Source organism: Tardiphaga sp. 42S5 (assembly GCF_034044155.1).
Classification (GTDB): Bacteria; Pseudomonadota; Alphaproteobacteria; order Rhizobiales; family Xanthobacteraceae; genus Tardiphaga; species Tardiphaga robiniae.
Map to the genome: position 1 here is coordinate 1,615,265 of NZ_CP139027.1, position 19,975 is coordinate 1,635,239.

Consider the following 19,975-nt stretch of genomic DNA (forward strand, 5'->3'; position numbering starts at 1 on the left):
TCAATTGGTGCAACTCACCGCCCGCGATGCCTGGATATCTGGCGTTAACGCTGCCCCGGCAATGCGCGATTCGGGGGATCGTGGGCGGCCGCAACGTGTTAGAAAGTCATCATGACCATCGATGTGATCGATCTCCGGGATTTCTATTCGCGCCGCCTCGGTATCGTGGCGCGGCGGCTGATCAATCGCGGTATTCAGGCGCATTGGCCGGATGCCGAAGGCCAGCGTGTGCTCGGTCTGGGGTACCCCACACCGTATCTCGGCCTTTTCCGGGAGAATTCCGAACGGTGCATCGCCTTCATGCCGGCGGCGCAGGGGGTGCTGAAATGGCCGACGGCAAAGCCCGCGCTGGCCACACTGGTCGACGAATTCTCGCTGCCGCTGCCGGATGCCGCCGTCGATCGCATCATCCTGGTGCACGCCCTGGAAATGTCCGACGATCCCGAAGGTCTGCTCCGCGAGGTTTGGCGCGTGCTCGCACCGTCCGGCCGGTTGATGGCGGTGATTCCGAATCGCCGGGGCGTCTGGACCCGCACCGACTCGACGCCGTTCGGTCACGGTCGACCCTATTCGCGCTCGCAAATCACGCAGTTGCTGCGACAGACCTGGTTTACACCGACGGCATGGAGCGAAGCGCTGTTCATGCCGCCGGTCGGAATGGGCTGGTTCCTGCGCTCGGCAATGGCCTGGGAGCGGATCGGCGCGGCGCTGTCGATGCCGTTCGCCGGCGTGCATATCGTCGAAGCCACCAAACAGGTCTATCGCGCGATCCCCGCCAAGCGCGAACGCACGCGGCTGATTCCAGCGCTGCAGCCGGTACTGGTGCCGACCTCCGGGATGCGGCGCGACGATGAGACGGATCATCTTGGCGAGGCCGAGCCGCACTCGCGCTGAGCGCTATTTTTCCGCGAGCGGATGCAGGTCTCGGACCAGGCTCTTGAGCCGCTCTTCCACCACATGGGTGTAGATCTGCGTCGTCGAAATATCGGTGTGCCCCAGCAGGGTCTGCACGATGCGAAGATCGGCGCCGTTATGCAGCAGATGGCTGGCAAAGGCGTGGCGCAGCACGTGGGGCGAGACAAGCCGCGGCGCGATGCCGGATGCAGCCGCAAGTTCTTTCAGGTCGCGCGCGAAATGCTGTCGGGTGAGGTGGCCGCTCTCGCCAAAAGACGGAAACAGCCATTTCGAGGCTGCACTCTTTTTTGGTTGAGGCTTCTGCAACTCGGCCATCGCGGCGAGATATTCCGCCATCGCCTGTTTGGCGGTTTCATTGAGGGGTACCAGCCGCTCCTTGTTGCCCTTGCCGCGCACCACGATCATGCGAGCATCGCGGCGCGCAGCGGTGAGCGGTAGCGAGACCAGTTCGGACACACGAAGCCCGGTGGCGTAAAGCACTTCGAGCAGACAATAGAGCCGGGCATCGCGCAGCCGCTGCTGCGCCGAAGCCTCCGCGTTCTGCGCTTGCGTGCGCGCCTGCACCAGCATGCGGTCGACATCGGCAATCGACAGCACTTTGGGCAGGCTACGGCCGCGCTTCGGGCCGGACAGAATGGCGGCCGGGTCGTCGCTGCGGATTTTTTCGCTGAGCAGAAAGCGAAACAGATGCCGTATAGCGGAGAGCCGCCGCGCCACGGTGGTCGATTTGAAGCTGCGCTCGTCGAGGTCTTCCAGGTAGTCGCGCAGCAGCTGGGTGTCGGCTGCCATGAAGCTGGATTTCGCTCCGGTGGCGAATTCGGAGAAATCTTCGAGGTCGCGGCGATAGGCGTCCAGAGTATTCACGCCAGCACCTTGTTCGGCGGCGAGCATGTCGAGGAACAGGCCGGAAAGTTTGGCGTCGGAGGAGGTCGCGGTCATGCGGCATCATAACCCATGATCCGGGCTGCAGCAGTGGTTTTCCTCCGCTGCAGCCGCGGGACGGCATAGATTCAAAAAGGTCAGGCAAGCTGTGCGATCGATGTGGCCTGCGACCAGACCACCATCCACTGCCGGTCACGCATTTCATAGGCATCGGTGTGCCAATAGTCGCCTGGCGGGACCTTGTGGCCCCCGAAAACCACCTCAATGCGGGCGCGATATCGGATCACGGCACTCGTGCCATACAGCCGCACGGCGATGTCACCGGGCGTCCATGTTAGGTACTTGATGTGGCCACCTGCAACGGCACCAAGATATTCGGCTTTTGACAGTGCCGCGCCGATCGGCGTGATCAGCTGGAAGTTTGCGGCGTGCAGCGGCTCGGCCGCTGCCATGTCGGCGCTCACAAGCGCACGAAGCCGCGCGCGTTCGATGCCCCGGATATCTTCAGCGTCCGGGTGCTCTTTCGGGGCGACGATGGATGAGGTCATAGGTTGGTTCCATTGTTGTGCATTGTGGGAATTCAGGAGATCGCAAGCAGGCCGTGGTCAATCAGGCTTTGCGCGCTAGCGCGAATGGCCTCGTCGGCGGATCTTGGTTGCCAATCCAGCATTTGCTGCGCCTTCGCGGCACTGACACTCAGATCGACGTCGAGTTCGTGGACGATCATGCGCGACCGTGCGCTGAACGGCGCCATTGCCTTGATCATCCAGTTTGGCACTTCGCCCGAGGGCAGAGCCGACGCATAATTCGGAAATGACTGCGCCAGTACGGCAGCCATGTCGCGCATCCATAGAAACTGCCCGGCAGCGATGAAGCGCTGACCTGACGCATCCGGATGGGTCATCGCCTTGATATGTGCATCAGCCACATCGCGGACATCGACCACCGCGATGCCGAAGCGCGGCACACGTTTGAGCTTGCCGCTCATCATCTGCTGAACCAGCCCGATTGACGTGCCGTAATCCGGACCTAGCAGAGGTCCGAAAATGATGCCGGGATTGATGACGGCGAGATCCAGTCCGGTTTCCGCAGCAAAGGCCCATGCCGCCCGTTCGGCCAGCGTCTTGGATTTATAGTAGGGCGTTGCCCGCTTGCCCGTCGGATCGGTCCAGTTGTCTTCGGTATACGGCGCCTTGCCGCTCCCGTGATTGGTGGCCGCGATCGAGGACGTGAGTACAACCCGCGTCACGCCTGCGCGATGCGCGGCACGTAGCACCCGTAACGCGCCGTCCCGTGCGGGTTGGATGAGTTCATTTTCATCCTTCGGAAGGCCTGCCGGAAACGGCGATGCCGTGTGGATCACATAGCTGCAGCCTGTGACGGCGGCATCCCATCCGATGTCGGAGCAGAGGTCGGCTTCGACGAAACTGAGCGAGTGCGAGTCGGTTGGCGTCGCACAGATCTGCTTCGCGATCCGGTCGCAGCCGCTCATGCGACGAACGCTACCGCGGACAGCGTAGCCCTTGGCCAGCAACTGCCGGGCGATATGTCCGCCCAGAAAGCCGCCGATGCCCGTGACAAGAACAATGGTTTCTCGATTGCCGACCAATCCCGAATGCATGTTCGCTCCTGTCCCATGTGGAATGCGTAAATTGGACAATTGGACTATTATTGTCTAATTGTATTTTGACGCTGTGGACACGAACTGTCAATCTGTCTGAATGAGCGAACGAGATGCCAAAACCGATCACATTCTGGATGCTGCACTCCCGGTGTTCGTCCGCCACGGTTTCCGCAAGGCGTCCATGGCCGATATCGCGCGCGCCGCGGGAATTTCGCGGGCATCGCTCTATCTGAGCTTCAACAGCAAGGAAGATCTGTTTCGGGCGGGCTCGACGCGTGCCCATGCGCGGACCATGCGCGATGTCGAGGCGGCGCTCTCAGGCGCTGGCGACGTGTTCGGTCGCATGGAGACGGCGATGGCTGTGTTTCAGCGCGAATTGATCGCCCCTTTCGCGGGCAGCGCCGACGCCATTGAACTGTTCGACGTCAACATGGCTCTGGCCAAAGACATCACGCTCGCTGCGAGGGCCCGGCTGGTCGCTCTGCTGGCGCAGGCGCTGAGCGATGCCGAGACCGCGGGCATGGTCAATCTCGGCTCACTGAAAGCCAGACCAACCGACGTCGCCGGAGTCATCGTCGCTGCGATGGACGGGATCAAGCACGCGGAGGGAGCCGGTCCGAAATTCGCGGAGGACATGCAGCTCTTCATGCGCCTGCTGCGCACGGCTATTTCTTGAGAAATTTGTCCGGCTGGATGGTGACCGTCATGTCCCGCGGCTTCGGATTGACGAAATTGGCCAGCGCGAAGATCACGCCATAGACCACGCCGACGATCACCGCGACCACCGTCAAAAAGCGGAACAGGCTGGGCATGATCAGGGACTCGGCGGCGAAATGGGGTGATTCGTCCCGCCTGAGGCGGTCACCTTGTCCGGATACAGACTGCAAGAGGTGCTGGCAACGCTGGCGCTGGGGGTAGTATAGGTGACCGGAATGCGGCAAACCTCTGCGATCCCTTGTCGCTCACTGATTTTGCAGGTGTTTTTGATGTCCGAGACCATCTTGCCGGCCATTGCCAGCGCACCCCAGGAGGCCGCCATCGTCGCGGCGCTGGGAAAGCGTTCGGTCGTGCTGGTGGGCATGATGGGGGCAGGCAAATCGACCATTGGCCGGCGCATGGCGACGCGGCTGCGGCTGCCTTTCGTCGACGCCGACAACGAGATCGAGGCGGCGGCCGGGATGTCGATCCCGGACATTTTCGAGGTCCATGGTGAGCCGCATTTCCGCGATGGCGAGGCGCGGGTGATCGCCCGGCTGCTGGACAGCGGACCGATCCTGCTGGCGACCGGCGGCGGTGCCTTCCTGCGCGAGGAGACCCGTCAGCGCATCCGCGACAAGGCGATCTCGCTGTGGCTGAAAGCTGACGCCGACGTGATTCTGCGCCGGGTCCGGCGCCGGGAGAACCGTCCGCTGCTGAAGACAGCCGATCCCGCCGCGACCATTGCGCGGCTGATCGAGGCGCGCCATCCGTTCTACGAGCAGACCGACATCACGATCGACTCGCGCGACGTGCCGCATGAGAAGATCGTCGAGGAAGGCATCATCGCGCTGCATGAGCATCTGTTCCGCCCGCACGCAGCTTCCGCCATTTCCGAACCGACAGGCGATCCCTTGAGTTCTCAACTATGACCGCCCCGCTGAAACATTCCGATCCGATCGTCGTGGACGTCGCGTTGGCTGAGCGCGCCTATGACATTGTCATCGGCCGCAATGTACTGCCGTCGCTTGGTGCGCGGATCGCCAGACTGCGGCCGGGCGTGCGCACAGCGATCGTGACCGATAGGACCGTTGCCAAGCATTGGCTCGCTGCAACGGAAGCCTCGCTGGCGGAAGCCGGCATTCCGACCTCGCATATCATTGTTGAGGAAGGCGAGGGGTCGAAGAGCTATTCGGGTCTTGAGAAGGTCTCCGAAGCGCTGATCGCGGCAAAGATCGAACGCAACGATCTCGTCATCGCGCTGGGTGGCGGCGTGGTCGGCGATCTCGCCGGCTTTGCCGCGGCGATCCTGCGCCGTGGTGTCGATTTCGTGCAGGTACCGACATCGCTGCTGGCGCAGGTCGACTCTTCCGTCGGCGGCAAGACCGGCATCAACTCGCCGCAGGGCAAGAACCTGCTCGGTGCGTTCCATCAGCCGGTGCTTGTTGTGGTCGACACGGCGGTCCTCGATACGCTGTCGCCGCGGCAGTTTCGTTCGGGCTATGCGGAAGTCGCCAAATATGGCGTGCTCGGCGATGTCGCGTTTTTCACGTGGCTCGAAGCCAACCATGCCGACATCATGCGCGGAGGCAGTGCTCGTGAACATGCGATCGCGACCTCGTGCCGTGCCAAGGCGGGTGTCGTGTCGCGCGACGAGCGTGAGAATGGCGAACGCGCGCTGCTCAATCTCGGTCACACCTTCGGCCATGCGCTGGAAGCGGTGACCGGTTTCTCGGACCGGCTGTTCCACGGCGAGGGCGTGTCGGTCGGCATGGTGCTTGCTGCGCAACTGTCGGCGCAACTCGGCATGATCGCCGAGAGCGATGCGACCCGCGTGCAGCACCATCTTGCCGATGTGGGTCTACCCACGAAGCTGCAGGACATTGCCGGCTTCGCGCAGGAAGGCCTCGCGGACTCGGATACGCTGATGGCGCTGATGGCGCAGGACAAGAAGGTGAAACGCGGCAAGCTCGCTTTTATTTTGCTGGAAGCCGTCGGCCGGGCCGTCATTGCAAACGATGTTGATCCCGCGACGGTTCGCGCCTTTCTGCATCAGAAGCTGACGGGATAGAACTGACCGTGTCCGGTTTGGGAGTTACCAAAGCCGGCGCCGTCGCAGGACTTTCATGAATTCGATTACCGTCAATCTGCTGATCGCGATCTTCCTGCTCGCTGCCAACGCGTTTTACGTGGCGGCGGAGTTTGCGCTGGTCAAAAGCCGAGGCTTCCGCGTCAAGAGCATGGTCGAGCAGAACCGCTTCGGCGCGCGTCTGCTGCAGAACATGATGGGCAATATCGAAGCCTATCTGGCCTGCTGCCAGCTCGGCATCACCATGGCATCGCTGGGACTCGGCTGGGTTGGCGAGCCCACGGTGGCCGCACTGCTGAAACCGGTGCTCGATCCGCTCGGCCTGTCGGAATCCGCTCTGCATTTTACGTCCTTCATTACCGGCTTCCTCGTCTTCTCCTCGCTGCACATCGTGATCGGCGAGCAGGTGCCGAAGACGCTGGCGATTCGGCAGCCGGAGCCGGTGTCGCAATGGATCGCCTATCCTCTCTACGCCTCTTACATCCTGTTCTATCCGCTGAACTGGCTACTCAACGCGGCGTCGCGCGGCACGCTGGCGCTGCTCGGCGTGCAGGAAGCATCGCCGCATGAGATCCTCACCGGTGTCGAGATCGAAGGTCTTGTCGGTGAATCCGCCGAACATGGCGGCATCGAGTCAGGCGAAGCCGAATATATCCAGAACGTGTTCCGCTTCGGCGATCTCGCGGTGTCCGACGTCATGGTCCATCGCACGGCGATGGTAACGCTGAATGCGGACCTGCCGTCCGAAGAGCTGGTGCGCGAGGTGCTCGCCACCGAATACACCCGCATTCCCCTCTGGCGTGAGAAGCCGGAAAACATTATCGGCGTGCTCCACGCCAAGGACCTGCTGCGCGCGATCCGCGCTGTCGATGGCGATACCGCCAAGATCGATGTCGCCAGCATTGCGTTGCCGCCGTGGTTTGTCCCGGAGATGCGTCCGCTCTCGGATCAGTTGAAAGCATTCCGTCGCCGCAAGACTCACTTCGCCCTCGTCGTTGACGAATATGGCGAAGTCGAAGGCATGGTGACGCTGGAAGACGTGCTGGAAGAGATCGTCGGTGACATCGCCGACGAGCATGACGTGGTCGTAGCCGGTGTCCGTGCGCAGGCCGATGGATCGGTGGTGGTCGATGGGTCGGTGCCGATCCGCGACCTCAACCGCGCCATGGACTGGCATCTGCCGGATGATGAAGCGACCACGGTGGCTGGCCTCGTGATCCACGAGGCACGTTCCATACCCGAACGCGGGCAGAGCTTCACTTTCTACAACTTCCGCTTCCGCGTGCTGCGCCGAGAGCGCAACCGCATCACCGCGCTGCGCATCGGCCCGGTACCGACCGAGCCTGAAGTGCCGGAGAAAAAGCCGCGGGCCGGGACGTCGTTCTAGCCCTCGGCCGGTCCGGTTCTTGCTTTTGCTTTACTCCATGAGCTGCCATTCCCATCGAATGGCGCAACTGGAGCGAGCGATGAACAAGTCCTGGCGATTGTCATGCGTATTGGCCGCTGTGTTGATGTCCGGCGCTGCGCAGGCCGACACGAACTGGCCGTCGAAGCCGATCAAGGCCGTCAATCCGTTCGGTGCCGGCAGCGCGGGTGACGTGGTCCCGCGGCTCTTTTTCGAAAGACTGAGCACGGAGCTCGGGCAGCCGATCGTGATTGAAAATCGCGTGGGTGCGGGTGGTTCGGTTGGCACGGGCGCTGTCGCGAAGAGCGACCCTGATGGCTACACGCTGTTGTCGCAGACCAACGCCATCTCCATCGCGCCGGCGATCTTTCCCAACCTCAACTACGACACCACCAGGGAGCTGTCCTCGGTGCTGATGATCGGCTATGCGGCCAATGTGATGATCGTGCCCAACGAACGGCCATGGAAAACGATTCAGGATTTCCTGGCCGCCGCAAAGACCAAGGGCACTGTGATCAATTACGGCTCGGTAGGCGTCGGCAGTGCCGTGCATATCAGTTCGGAGAAATTCCGCGCCGCCGCCGGCTTCGAGGCCACGCATATCCCGTATCGCGGCGGCTCGGAGGTGATCACCGATATCATCGGCGGCCGCATCGATTTCTACTTCTGCCCGCTAGCCACGGCACTCCCGCTCATTCGTGAAGGCCAGGTTCGCGCGCTGGTGGTGTCGACGCCGACTCGCGTGCGCGATCTGCCGGATGTGCCGACGCCGATCGACGCCGGGCTCAAGAATGCGGACAGCTCGATCTGGTTCGGCGTGTTCGTGCCGTCGAAAACGCCGCCGGAGATCATCGAAAAACTCTATGTGACCGGCACCAAGGTGCTGAACACGGCCGACATGCAGGCTTCGCTGAAGAAGATCGGCGTCGAACCGATGCCGATGAAGTCATCCGAGATGGATGCTTTGCTGGTCAAGGAAATCGCCGACAACAAGGTGCTGCTCAAAAGCGAGGTCGCGGCCAAGTAGGCGGACTGCCAGCCTTGCCAGCACGGGTGAGGCCGGCATTGTCGTTTGTCTGGGCTGGATCACCGCGCGTTTGGGCGTTGTTTTAGGCTTCAAACGGTCCGAAACTTGCTTCGTTGTCGCCGATTGGCCCGATCATTGGGCGGCCATTCCCCTCGAATGGTATTATTGGAGCAAGTAATGAATAAGCTTATGCGGTGGTCGTGTATTTTCGCCGGTGTGCTGCTGTCGTCTGTCGCGGCGCAGGCCGAAAACAACTGGCCGAGCCGTTTGATCAAGGCCACCATCCCGTTCGGCCCGGGCAGCGCGACGGACGTTGTGCCGCGCATCTTCTTTGAGCGTCTCGGGCCTGAACTCGGCCAGACCATCGTGGTCGAGAATCGCGTTGGCGGCGGCGGCGCGGTGGGCACTGCGGCAGTCGCGAAGGCGGAGCCGGATGGCTACAGCGTGCTAGCGCATTCCTCCGCACTGACAATCACGCCTGCGATCAATGCAAGCCTGCCTTATGACACGTCGAAAGACCTGTCGTCGGTGATCATGATCGGCGTCAGCCCGCAGATCATGATCGTGCCGAAGGAGCGTCCCTGGAAAACCGTTGATGATTTCCTGAAGGATGCGAAGGCCAACGGATCGTCGATCAATTTCGGTTCGGTTGGCATCGGCAGCGCCGTGCATATTAGCGCCGAGAAATTCCGGATGGCCGGTGGCTTTGAAGCGACGCACATCCCTTATCGCGGCGGGCCTGAAGTGATTGCCGATATCCTTGGTGGCCGTATCGATTTCTACTTCTGCCCAGCGGCGACGGCTTTGCCGCTGATCCGGGAAGGGCAGGTGCGTGCGCTCGTCGTCTCCACCGAAAAGCGGACGCCGGAACTGCCCGACGTGCCGTCACTGGTCGAGGTCGGACTGAAGGACGGCGTCAGTAACAGCTGGATCGGCGTATTCGTGCCGTCGAAGACGCCGCGCGAGATCGTCGACAAGATGCGCGATGCCGGCCTCAAGGTGCTGGCCAAGCCGGAGATGCAGGCGGCGCTGACGAAGATCGGCGTCGAACCGATGCCGATGGAGCCGAAGGCGATGGACGATCTCGTGGCGAAGGAAGTTGCCGCGAATATCGCGCTGCTGAAGAATGTGAAGTGACAGAACGTTGGCCTCGCCTCTAAGTCGAGGAGAGGCCAATAGCTACCCGCCCAGATAGGCCTCGCGAATGCGCGGATCGTCGGCCAGCACCGAGGCCGGGCCCGACAGCGTGATCGATCCGGTCTCCAGTACGAAAGCGCGTGCAGCCACTTCCAGTGCCATCGCCGAATTCTGCTCGACGAGCAACACGCCCAGTCCAGTGCGTTTATTCAGCTCAACGATCTTGTCGAACACCTGCTCGATCACGATGGGCGCGAGCCCCAGCGACGGCTCATCCAGCATCAGAAGGCTCGGCCGTGACATCAGCGCGCGGCCGATCGCCAGCATCTGCTGTTCGCCGCCGGAGAGCGACCACCCGCCTTGCTTGATGCGCTCTTTCAGCCGCGGAAACAGTTCGAACACCAGCGTCAGGTCGTCCTCGACCTCGGCCTTCTTGTAGGCGCGCGATGCTGTCCCTGTGATCAGGTTCTCGCGCACGGTGAGGCCCGGAAATATCCGGCGGCCTTCGGGGCAATGCGCGATGCCGGCGCCGACGATGGTTTCCACAGCGGTGCCGTGGATGGCCTCGCCCTTCCACGAAATCGAGCCGAACGTTGGTCGCAGCAGGCCGGAGATGGTGCTCAGGGTTGTCGTTTTGCCGGCGCCGTTGCCGCCAATCAGCGCGACGATCTCGCCCATTTCGACGCTGAACGAGATGCCCTTCAGTACTTCGATGTGGCCGTAGGAGACATGGAGGTTCTCGATCTTAAGCATGGCGATGCCGCCTGCCGAGATAGGCCTCGATCACCAATGGGTTTTGCTGAACCGCGCTTGGCGCGCCTTCAGCGATCTTCTTCCCAAAATCTAATACGGCCACGCGGTCGCTGATCCCCATCACCAGTCGTACATTGTGTTCGACCAGCAATATGGTGATGCCCTTGCCCTTCAGTTTCGCGATGGTGTCGAGCAGGGTCATGCTCTCGGTCATGTTCATGCCGGCGGCGGGCTCATCCAGCAGCAACACCTTCGGTTTCGATGCCAGTGCGCGGGCGATTTCCAGCAGGCGTTGCTGCGCATAGGGCAACTGGGTCGGGCGATCGTCCGCGCGTGCGGCGAGGCTGACGATCTCCAGCGCTTCGCGCGAGGTGCTCTCGATCTCAGCCTCGCGTTGTCGCTGCGTGCCGTTCGACAGCATGATGTTGAGCATCGACATGGGCGTGTTGCAGGCTGCAGCGACTTTCACATTTTCCAGCACGGTGAGATTGGAGAACACCCGGATGTTCTGGAACGTGCGTGCCAGCCCGAGCCGCGCGATGCGGTTGGGCCTGAGGCGGAAGATCTCCTTGCCGTCGATGCGGATCGAACCGGCATCGGCATGTGAGGCGCCGGACAGCGCATTCAGCAGCGTGGTCTTGCCCGAGCCGTTGGGGCCGATGATCGCCTGCACGATTCCCTTGGGGACGTCGAGATCGACGTCGTCGAGCGCGACAAGGCCGCCGAAACGGCGCGTCACGCCGCGCGCGGTGATGATCGCTTGATCCGTCATCGCGCACCTGCCCAGCGTGGCAGCCGTGATGCCAGCGATGCGAGGCCGCCGGGCGCCAGCACGATCACGGCGATGACGCCGAGGCCATAAAGCACGAGGTACCATTGCCCGAGGAAACGTAGCGCCTCCGGCAAAATGGTCAGGCCGACGGCGCCGATGATGCAGCCGGGGATCGAGCCCATGCCGCCAACGATAAGCATGGTCATCAGCAGGATGGCCTGGGTGCCGGAGAAGCTGTCCGGGCTGATGAAGCGGATCGAGGAGGCGTAGAGGCAACCGGCGAGGCCGGCATAGACCGCGCCGATCATAAAAGCGATCAGCTTGGTACGCGTAGTGTCGACGCCGCTCTGCTCGGCGGCGATCTCGGAATCCTTGGTGGCGATCATGGCGCGGCCGAGCGACGATTGCCGAATCCGCGCGGCGACGAGGGCCGCAATCGCCAGCACTGCGATTAGCAAATAGTAATGTTGAACCTGTCCTTGCGGGCCGATTCCAAACACGCCGATACCCGGTATCGCGCGCAGGCCGGAGGTGCCGCCGGTCACCGGCTCCCAATGCACGATGATCAGACGGACGATCTCGCCGAAGCCGATCGTGGTCATTGCGAGATAATAGGTGCGCAGCCGCAACGTCGGCAGGCCAAGCACGAGGCTCGCCGCCATCACGATGACCACCGACAGGAATGGCGTCGTGATCCAGGGCAATCCGGCTTTGGCGGCGATGCCTGTAGTGTAGGCGCCGAGGCCGTAAAATGCGGCCTGGCCGAAATTGATCTGGCCGACCCAGCCGGTGGCGAAGTTCAAGCCGAGCACGACGATGGCGTTGAGAATGGCGATGTTGAGGAGCTGAATGACATAGTTGTCATGGGTCACTGCCGGGATCAGCAGCGCCACCACAACGCCAAGCGCGAGCGGAAACCAGTGTTTCACTGTCATACCTTCTCGCTGCTCTTCTCGCCGAACAGTCCGCGCGGCCAGGCCACGAGCACGGCGATCATCACGATGAAGGCATAGGCATCGCGAAAGTTCGAGGAGATGTAGCGCGCGCCGAAGGTCTCGATCAGGCCGAGAAACAGGCCGCCGATCACCGCGCCCGGCAGATTGCCAAAGCCGCCGATCACGCTGACGACGAAGCCTTTGAGACCCAGACTGCCGCCCATGGTCGGCTCGGCCAGGAAAATTGGTGCCACCAGCAGGCCGGCGATACCCGACAGGATCGCGCCAAAGGCAAAGGCGACGGCGATGGTGCGGTTGACGGGAATGCCGACCAGCCGCGCGGTGTGCAGGTCCTGCGCAGTGGCCTGCATCAGGATGCCGAAGCGTGTTTTGGTGAGCATCAGATATTGCAGCAGCAGGATCACTGCGAGCGTGCAGAAGATGAAGAGCTGGTGCATCGAAATGACGACACCGGCAAAACGCAGCGGCGGGCCGCGCACCGGCGAAGGCAGCGACACCGGCAGCGGCCCCCAGATGATCAGCGCGATGTTCTCCAGCACAATGCCCATGGCGATGGTGGTGAGGATCACCAGGAACGGGGGGCGCCCGCGCAGCGGGAAGTAGACTAGCACCATGAAGACGATGCCGATCAGCGCCATCGCCAGCATGGTGGAGGCCCAGGCCAGCGCCATCGGCAGTTCATGCGTCACCGCGCCCGAAATACCGATAAAGGCACCGAGCATCAACAACTGTCCCTGCGCGAAATTGACGATCTGAACGGTGTTGAAAATCAGCAGCAGACCCAGCGCCACGAGAGCATAGATGCTCCCGAGCGCCAGGCCGTTGACGACGAGCTGGCCCATGAAGTTTTAGAACCCGCTCTCTTTGATCGGTCCGGTGAATTCCGGGGTCTTGCCCTTGTTGCGATAGATGCCGAGCGTATGGGTGAGGTCGCCGTTGGCATCGGCCTGGTAGGAGATCAGCATGCCCTTGAAGTCCTTGGTGGCGGCAAGGGCATCACGGATCGCCGGCTTGTCGCAGCCGACTTTCTCAATGATCGACTTCAGCATGAAGACCGAGTCGTAATAGGAGACGGTGAAGTTGTCGGCCGGCACTTTGTATTTGTCCTGCACGCGCTTTGCCCAATCCAGAATTTTCGGATCGGTCGAGGTTTGGGGGATCATGCCCCCGATCGCGTAGTTGCCGTCGGCTTCGGCTGCGGACAGATTGTTCAGGGTGGTCTGCGCGACAATGCTGGTATTGCCGATGGTGGTCAGCTTGATGCCGAGATCGCCCATCTGCTTCAGCACCAGCGTGATGTCGGAGGGACGACCGAACAGGATCAGGCTGTCGGCGCCCTTGTCCTTGATCTCCAGAAGCTGCGCGCTCATGTCCTTGTCGGACGGGGCATAAGAGGCGGTCGCGACCGGCGTGACATTGAGTTTGGCGAGTGCCGCCTGAATGCCCTTCGACGCGCCGAGGCCGTAATCGTCGGCAACGACGAGAATGCCGGGCTTGGTCTTCTTCAGTGACTTCACGAGATATTCGGGGATCAGCTGGGCGAGCTGGCCGTCATGGGCGTGGGTGCGGAACAGCCACTTCGAGCCCTGCGCGGTGACTTTCGCGTTGGTGGCGCCGACGATGAACGGGGTCTCGGATTTGTTGACGCTCTCGGTCTGTGCAAACACATGCGGCGAGATCATCGACGACATGATGACCAGCGGCTTGCTCTCGATGATGCGATTCATCGCATTCAGAGCGTCGGTCGACGAGGCGCCGGTGTCCTCGGTGGTGAGTGCGATCTTCTTGCCGGAAATGCCGCCGGCGGCGTTGATCTCGTCGACAGCGAATTCAGCGCCATTGCGGGCTTGGGTGCCGAGCAACGCAAGGTTACCAGTCAGCGGCGTGGTCAATCCGAACGGGATCGTCGCTGGGCAGGCCGCTGCATCGGCCCTGGCGTTGTTGGTGACACCGATCAGGCACAGCAGCGCCGCGCCTGTCATCATGGTCTTGGAGAATCCCTGCAACATCGACGTTCCCTGGTTACACTCAGCTTGCATTCTGTATGCAAGCTGAGTGCCAGATCGTCGACATTTGGAGGTACTGAATGCCGGCGGCAATCAAGCCGCCGTGTTTACGCTACGCTTCGATATCCATGCGTATGAGAATGCGCTCGGCGCTGTCGTTCCAGACATCCATCCTCACGATCTTGCCGTCCCGCACGACGAAGCGATCGACATAGCGATTGCCTTCGAACGGCGTGCCGTCATGCCATTCGCCGTACAGAGTGCCGGTGTTGTAGACGATAGTCTCGCCATTCCCCGGCGACAGGTCGGTGCGCTCCATCTTTTTCTTCACCCATTTGTAGCGCATGGCGTTGAACGCGGTGGCATCGCGCGGATGCTTGAACTTGCGGCCGCCGGTGAAGGTGATCGCGACGTCGGCCGACATGAAGGTGCCGGCGGTTTCCGGGTCCGGCACCATGGAGGCCACGAGAAACCGCTCGACGAGGTCGGCAGCCTGGGCGGTTTCATCGGTGACGGGCGCAAGCGCGGCGGTGGATTGCGACATCGGGTTTCTCCTGCGGACAGATGATGGCGCCATTATAGCAAAACCGGTGCCAGAATTGTATTCGGTAGATACATCAGATCGTATACAATTCTTTTGTGGCGCGCCTGATTATTGGGCGTTCCTTGAAGTAGTATTTTAAGATATTGCCGTGTTTTCAAATAGTTAATAAGGGATTGAATCGCATGCGCCTTGGCACATGCCTTGCTTGCCCGCGCATATGCTTTCGCTACGTCCCGATCGGTGGCGTGGCCTCTTCAGGAGTCCTCCCATGACCTTCGATCTCATCCTGCGCAACGCGCGCATTGCCGACCGGCCTGATGGCCCGGTGGATATCGGCATTCGCGGCGGGCGGTTCGAGGCCATCGAGATCGGCCTGCCGCGCGGCGTGGCGCCGGATCAGGATGTCGGCGGCCGGCTGCTCGTGCCGGGCTTTGTGGAGACGCATATTCATCTCGACAAATCCTGCCTCCTGGGCCGCTGCAATTGCGCGAAGGGTACGCTCGCGGAGGTGATCAGCGAAGTCTCCCGGGCCAAACGCGACTTCACCGAAGAGGACGTCTATGCACGCGCATCGCAGACGCTGGAGAAAGCGATCAAGCACGGCACCAACCGCATGCGCACGCATGTGGAGGTCGATCCGCGTATCGGGTTGACCAGTTTTCGCGCGCTGAAGAAGTTGAAGCAGGATTACGCCTGGGCGATCGATCTGCAGCTCTGCGTGTTTCCGCAGGAGGGTTTGCTGGATGATCCCGGCTGCGAGGACATCCTGCTGCAGGCGATGAGGGAGGGCGCCGATCTGATCGGCGGCGTGCCCTATATCGACAAGGATTCGAACGGCCAGATCGCCAGGATCTTCGGCGTCGCGCAGGAGTTCGGCGTCGATATCGATTTCCACCTCGATTTCGATCTCGATCCAACGCGGTCGGACTACGAAGAGGTCTGCCGCATGACGGAGGCCACGGGCTGGGGCGGCCGCGTGGCCATCGGTCATGCCACAAAGCTGTCGGCGATGCCGCCAGCGGATTTCGAGGCGGCGGCGAAACGGCTCGCCGATGCAGGCGTCGCGGTCACGGTGTTGCCGGCGACCGACCTGTTCCTCACTGGCCGCGACCACGATCACAATGTGCCGCGCGGCGTCACCTCGGCGCACAAGCTCCGTGCGCTTGGCGTGAACGCCAATATCTCCACCAACAACGTGCTCAATCCGTTCACGCCGTTCGGCGATGTCTCGCTGATCCGCATGATCAATCTCTATGCCAATGTGATGCAGGTCGGCGCCATGGACGATCTTGCCGGATGTCTCGACCTCGTGACCTCGGCTTCGGCGAAGCTGCTCAACCTGAAGCACTACGGCATCGTCGTCGGCAATTCAGCCGATCTCGTGGTGCTCGATTGCGAGACCAAGGCAGAGGCGGTATGCGAGATTGCGCAGCCGCTGTTCGGTTTCAAGAACGGCATCAGGACCTTCATTAGGCCGGCTGCGAGTCTGCTCAAGCCCCACTGAAGCGGGCGTCCTTTTGTCGTACGGAGACTTCGATGCCGATCAATGACACGCTCAACGCCTTTGTGGATCATGGCCACATCGAAGTGCAGACCACGACAGAGGGGCCTCTAGCGGGTTTCACCTTTGCGCTGAAGGATTTCTTCGATCTCGCCAATGTGCCGACCGGCGCTGGCAGCCCGGAATGGCTGGCGACACATCCGGTGCCGACAAAGTCGACGCCGATCGTGGATCGTTTGTTGAATGCCGGCGCGAAGCTCGTCGGCAAGACGCATACGGATGAACTGGCCTGGAGCCTCAACGGCGAGAACGCGCATTACGGCACGCCGATTAATCCCGCCGCGCCCGGCCGCATCCCCGGCGGCTCGTCGAGCGGTTCGGCCGCTGCGACCGCCGGTGCGCTCGTCGATTTCGCCATCGGCTCCGACACCGGCGGCTCGGTGCGTTTGCCCGCCAGCTATTGCGGTGTCTACGGCATTCGCACCACGCATGGTCGCATTCCGCTTGATGGCGCGGTGCCGCTGGCACCGAGTTACGACACCGTCGGCTGGTTCGCGCGCACGCCCGAATTGATGGCCGAGGTCGGCAAGGTATTGCTCGACAAGGCCCGTGCTCCGCGTCGGGTGAAGAAGGTTCTGATCGCAAGCGACCTGTTTGGCGCGGTCGATGAGAAGGTTCGTAACCTGCTGCAGCCGTCGATCGATCGCATCAAGGCGCTGGTTGGTGCGAGCGAGGAGGTGGATGTCGCAAGCGGTGAACTCAACGCTTGGCGCAACACCTTCCGTGTAGTCCAGTCGGAAGAAGCCTGGGCCGCACAGGGCGAATGGATCAAGGCGACCCAGCCGAAGCTTGGCCCCGGCGTGAAGGAACGCTTCGCGGCTGCGGCGGTACTCGATCCCGCCGAGATCGCGGCCGCGCACGCCATGCGCATGGCGATCGTTGAACGCGTGCTGTCGCTGCTGCCGACCGATACGGTGTTGCTGCTGCCGACCGCGCCGGGCATTGCGCCGCTGCGCAACACACCGGATGCGACGCTCGACGTGTTCCGCGCCCGCGCGATCGAACTGCTGTGTGTGTCCGGCCATGCCGGCACGCCGCAGGTCTCAATGCCTGTCGCCAAGCTCGACGATTGCCCGATCGGTTTGTCGATCATGGGTGGGCGTGATTGCGACGAGGATATTTTGCAGTTGGCTATGGAGTTGCGGGAGGCGCAGGCCTAACAGCCGTCATTGCGAGGAGCATTTGCGACGAAGCAATCCAGACTTCGCTTTTGGCTTCTGGATTGCTTCGCTTGCAATGACGGGGAGAGTTACTTCGCCTTCCCCGCGCCCTTCTCGGCCGCGCGGCGGAGTGCCTCTGCAAATGCACCGCCACTGCTCTCCTGCTTCGCCGGAGCACGCGATGTCATCTGGCGCTCGTTGAAGCGCGGGCCGCGATCGGCTTGCGGGCGGTCGGCCTTGGCACCGACGGGGTCATCCATGCGCAGCGTCAGGGCGATGCGCTTGCGAGCGACTTCGACTTCCAGCACCTTCACCTTGACGATGTCGCCTGACTTCACGACCTCGCGCGGATCCTTGATGAAGGTCTTGGACATCGCCGAGATGTGCACCAGACCATCCTGATGCACGCCGATATCGACGAAGGCGCCGAAGGCAGCGACGTTGGTCACAGTGCCTTCGAGCACCATGCCGGGTTTGAGGTCGCTCAGCTTCTCGACGCCTTCCATGAACACCGCAGCCTTGAAGGCGGGGCGGGGGTCGCGGCCGGGCTTTTCGAGTTCTTTCAGAATGTCGGTGACCGTCGGCAGACCGAAGGTGTCATCGACGAAGGTCTTCGGCTGCACCTTGCGCAGGATCTCGGCATTGCCGATCAGCGCCTTGATGTCGCTCTTGGTAGCTTCGAGAATCTTGCGCACCAGCGGATAGGCTTCCGGATGCACGCCGGACTTGTCGAGCGGATCCTCGCCATCATTGATGCGCAGGAAGCCGGCGCATTGTTCGAACGCCTTCGGGCCAAGCCGCGGCACTTCCTTCAGCGCCTTGCGTGACTTGAACGGGCCGTTGGCGTCGCGGTGCTGCACGATGCTCTGCGCCAGACCGGTGCCGATGCCGGACACGCGTGCCAGCAGCGGCGCCGATGCCGTGTTCACGTCGACACCGACGCCGTTCACGCAGTCTTCCACGACGGCATCGAGCGACCGCGCCAGTTTGCTCTCGCCGAGGTCGTGCTGATACTGGCCGACGCCGATCGCTTTTGGATCGATCTTCACCAGTTCGGCCAGCGGATCCTGCAGGCGGCGCGCGATCGACACCGCGCCGCGCAGCGTGACGTCGAGCTCGGGCAGTTCTTCAGAAGCGAAGGCCGAGGCCGAATAGACCGAGGCGCCGGCTTCCGACACCACGATCTTCGACATCTTCAAATCCGGTAGCAGCTTCACCAGCTCCATCGCCAGCTTGTCGGTCTCGCGCGAGGCCGTCCCGTTGCCTATGGCGATCAGATCGACCTTGTGCTGGACGGCGAGCTTGCCGAGCATGGCGAGCGACGCATCCCACTGGCGCTGCGGCTCATGCGGATAAATCGTGGTCGTTGCGACGACTTTACCGGTGGCGTCGATAATCGCGGTCTTCACACCCGAACGGAAACCGGGATCGAGACCCATGGTGACGCGCGCGCCGGCAGGCGCTGCGAGCAGGAGATCGCGCAAATTGGAGGCGAACACGCGGACGCCTTCTTCTTCGGCCGCAGTCCACAGCCGCATGCGCAGGTCGATGTTGAGATGGACCTGGATCTTGGTGCGCCAGGCCCAGCGCGTGGTCTCGGTCAGCCACCTGTCGCCGGGGCGGCCCTGATCGGAGACGCCGAAGCGGTTCATGATCTTCAGCTCATAGGAGCTGGGTGTGGTTGTCGGAGCAGGTGTCGCGGGCACCGGCTCGGGCTGCATCGCGAGGTCGAGGATCTCTTCTTTCTCGCCGCGGAACAACGCCAGGATACGGTGTGATGGCAGCTTGTGCAGCGGCTCGCTGAAGTCGAAATAGTCCTTGAACTTCTCGCCTTCGGTCTTCTTGCCGGTGCGCACGGTCGAGGCCATCAGTCCATTCGACCACATCTGCTCGCGCAGCGCGCCGATCAGATCGGCGTCTTCGGCGAAGCGCTCGACAAGAATGGCGCGCGCGCCGTCGAGCGCAGCGGCGACATCGGCGACGTTCTTCTCGGCATTGACGAAAGCTTCTGCAACTTTCTTTGGATCGTTCTGCGGCTCGGTGAGCAGCAGCTCAGACAGCGGCTCGAGGCCGGCTTCCTTGGCGATCTCGGCCTTGGTGCGTCGCTTCGGCTTGAACGGCAGATAGATGTCTTCGAGACGGCCCTTGGTGTCGGCGGTCATGATGGCGGTTTCGAGCGCAGCGTCGAGCTTGCCCTGTTCGCGCACTGATTCCAGAATCACGAGGCGGCGTTCTTCGAGTTCGCGCAGATAGGTCAGGCGCTCTTCCAGCGTGCGCAGTTGCGCGTCATCGAGACCGCCGGTGATCTCCTTGCGGTAGCGTGCAACGAAGGGCACCGTCGCGCCGCCGTTGAGCAGTTCTACCGTCGCCGCGACCTGCTGTTCGCGCACGCCAAGTTCGTCTGCGATCTTCTGATTGATGTTTGCCACGCGTAGAGATTCCTTCGAA

At 62.1% G+C, this 19,975-nt stretch carries 20 protein-coding genes; 9 read left to right on the forward strand and 11 right to left on the reverse strand.

Annotation, left to right across the window (positions count from 1 at the left end):
• Positions 1 to 111 precede the first annotated feature (111 nt).
• Positions 112 to 894, forward strand: coding sequence for a class I SAM-dependent methyltransferase (locus tag SFY93_RS07535; protein WP_089262642.1), 783 nt, complete (start codon positions 112 to 114; stop codon positions 892 to 894).
• A 3-nt stretch (positions 895 to 897) separates the two neighbouring features.
• On the opposite strand, the gene xerD is transcribed toward SFY93_RS07535, so the two are convergent.
• The 3 genes from xerD to SFY93_RS07550 form a co-directional block, all read right to left on the reverse strand.
• Entirely contained in the window at positions 898 to 1,854 is a 957-nt protein-coding gene (gene xerD / locus SFY93_RS07540) for a site-specific tyrosine recombinase XerD (RefSeq protein ID WP_320446614.1), read from the reverse strand.
• An 80-nt stretch (positions 1,855 to 1,934) separates the two neighbouring features.
• On the reverse strand, positions 1,935 to 2,345 hold the full coding sequence (locus tag SFY93_RS07545) for a nuclear transport factor 2 family protein (protein WP_320446615.1): 411 nt from the start codon (positions 2,343 to 2,345) through the stop codon (positions 1,935 to 1,937).
• A 32-nt stretch (positions 2,346 to 2,377) separates the two neighbouring features.
• The gene (locus SFY93_RS07550) at positions 2,378 to 3,418 is read right to left on the reverse strand and encodes an NAD-dependent epimerase/dehydratase family protein (RefSeq protein WP_320446616.1); all 1,041 of its coding nucleotides are present in this window, start codon (positions 3,416 to 3,418) and stop codon (positions 2,378 to 2,380) included.
• Positions 3,419 to 3,518: 100 nt separating this feature from the next.
• Between SFY93_RS07550 and SFY93_RS07555 the strand changes: the two genes are divergently transcribed.
• Positions 3,519 to 4,097: a TetR/AcrR family transcriptional regulator gene (locus tag SFY93_RS07555; protein ID WP_320446617.1), complete on the forward strand. Its 579-nt coding sequence runs from the start codon at positions 3,519 to 3,521 to the stop codon at positions 4,095 to 4,097.
• On the opposite strand, the gene SFY93_RS07560 is transcribed toward SFY93_RS07555, so the two are convergent.
• Entirely contained in the window at positions 4,087 to 4,233 is a 147-nt protein-coding gene (locus tag SFY93_RS07560; protein ID WP_089262632.1) for a histidine kinase, read from the reverse strand. The two genes, SFY93_RS07555 and SFY93_RS07560, sit on opposite strands and share 11 nt — an antisense overlap.
• Positions 4,234 to 4,407: 174 nt before the next feature.
• Here SFY93_RS07560 and SFY93_RS07565 point away from each other — a divergent pair, with 174 nt between their 5' ends.
• From SFY93_RS07565 to SFY93_RS07585, 5 genes are all read left to right on the forward strand, one after another.
• A complete protein-coding gene (locus tag SFY93_RS07565) occupies positions 4,408 to 5,049 on the forward strand; it encodes a shikimate kinase (RefSeq protein WP_089262630.1) in 642 nt (213 codons plus the stop codon).
• Entirely contained in the window at positions 5,046 to 6,188 is a 1,143-nt protein-coding gene (aroB, locus tag SFY93_RS07570) for a 3-dehydroquinate synthase (RefSeq protein WP_320446618.1), read from the forward strand. Before SFY93_RS07565 ends, aroB begins: the two co-directional genes overlap by 4 nt.
• 55 nt (positions 6,189 to 6,243) lie before the next feature.
• Complete coding sequence (locus tag SFY93_RS07575) at positions 6,244 to 7,593, forward strand: hemolysin family protein (protein ID WP_320446619.1); 1,350 nt, start codon at positions 6,244 to 6,246, stop codon at positions 7,591 to 7,593.
• Positions 7,594 to 7,672: 79 nt separating this feature from the next.
• Positions 7,673 to 8,638 (forward strand): Bug family tripartite tricarboxylate transporter substrate binding protein, encoded by a 966-nt coding sequence (locus SFY93_RS07580; RefSeq protein ID WP_320446620.1) that lies wholly within the window; start codon positions 7,673 to 7,675, stop codon positions 8,636 to 8,638.
• A 177-nt stretch (positions 8,639 to 8,815) separates the two neighbouring features.
• Positions 8,816 to 9,775, forward strand: coding sequence for a Bug family tripartite tricarboxylate transporter substrate binding protein (locus tag SFY93_RS07585; protein ID WP_320446621.1), 960 nt, complete (start codon positions 8,816 to 8,818; stop codon positions 9,773 to 9,775).
• 42 nt (positions 9,776 to 9,817) lie between these two features.
• Here the strand turns inward: SFY93_RS07585 and SFY93_RS07590 are convergent, their stop codons facing one another.
• The 6 genes from SFY93_RS07590 to SFY93_RS07615 all read right to left on the reverse strand — a co-directional run bounded on the left by SFY93_RS07590 (position 9,818) and on the right by SFY93_RS07615 (position 14,806).
• A complete protein-coding gene (locus SFY93_RS07590; protein ID WP_320446622.1) occupies positions 9,818 to 10,528 on the reverse strand; it encodes an ABC transporter ATP-binding protein in 711 nt (236 codons plus the stop codon).
• Positions 10,521 to 11,300, reverse strand: coding sequence for an ABC transporter ATP-binding protein (locus tag SFY93_RS07595; protein ID WP_120288321.1), 780 nt, complete (start codon positions 11,298 to 11,300; stop codon positions 10,521 to 10,523). The genes SFY93_RS07590 and SFY93_RS07595 overlap by 8 nt, the downstream gene beginning before the upstream one ends.
• Complete coding sequence (locus SFY93_RS07600; RefSeq protein WP_175368648.1) at positions 11,297 to 12,235, reverse strand: branched-chain amino acid ABC transporter permease; 939 nt, start codon at positions 12,233 to 12,235, stop codon at positions 11,297 to 11,299. Before SFY93_RS07600 ends, SFY93_RS07595 begins: the two co-directional genes overlap by 4 nt.
• A complete protein-coding gene (locus SFY93_RS07605) occupies positions 12,232 to 13,098 on the reverse strand; it encodes a branched-chain amino acid ABC transporter permease (protein WP_116661402.1) in 867 nt (288 codons plus the stop codon). Before SFY93_RS07605 ends, SFY93_RS07600 begins: the two co-directional genes overlap by 4 nt.
• A gap of 6 nt (positions 13,099 to 13,104) precedes the next feature.
• Positions 13,105 to 14,265 carry an ABC transporter substrate-binding protein gene (locus tag SFY93_RS07610; RefSeq protein WP_320446623.1) on the reverse strand — a complete coding sequence of 387 codons (1,161 nt, stop codon included), beginning with the start codon at positions 14,263 to 14,265 and terminating at the stop codon, positions 13,105 to 13,107.
• Positions 14,266 to 14,374: 109 nt separating this feature from the next.
• On the reverse strand, positions 14,375 to 14,806 hold the full coding sequence (locus SFY93_RS07615; protein ID WP_320446624.1) for a nuclear transport factor 2 family protein: 432 nt from the start codon (positions 14,804 to 14,806) through the stop codon (positions 14,375 to 14,377).
• A 268-nt stretch (positions 14,807 to 15,074) separates the two neighbouring features.
• Between SFY93_RS07615 and SFY93_RS07620 the strand changes: the two genes are divergently transcribed.
• Both SFY93_RS07620 and SFY93_RS07625 read left to right on the forward strand, forming a co-directional pair.
• Positions 15,075 to 16,310 (forward strand): amidohydrolase family protein, encoded by a 1,236-nt coding sequence (locus tag SFY93_RS07620; protein ID WP_320446625.1) that lies wholly within the window; start codon positions 15,075 to 15,077, stop codon positions 16,308 to 16,310.
• Between the two features lie 32 nt (positions 16,311 to 16,342).
• Entirely contained in the window at positions 16,343 to 17,527 is a 1,185-nt protein-coding gene (locus tag SFY93_RS07625) for an amidase (protein ID WP_320446626.1), read from the forward strand.
• 89 nt (positions 17,528 to 17,616) lie between these two features.
• Here SFY93_RS07625 and SFY93_RS07630 read toward each other — a convergent pair whose 3' ends face one another.
• Positions 17,617 to 19,956, reverse strand: a complete 2,340-nt coding sequence (locus SFY93_RS07630; protein WP_320446627.1) for a Tex family protein — start codon at positions 19,954 to 19,956, stop codon at positions 17,617 to 17,619.
• Positions 19,957 to 19,975: the final 19 nt, after the last annotated feature.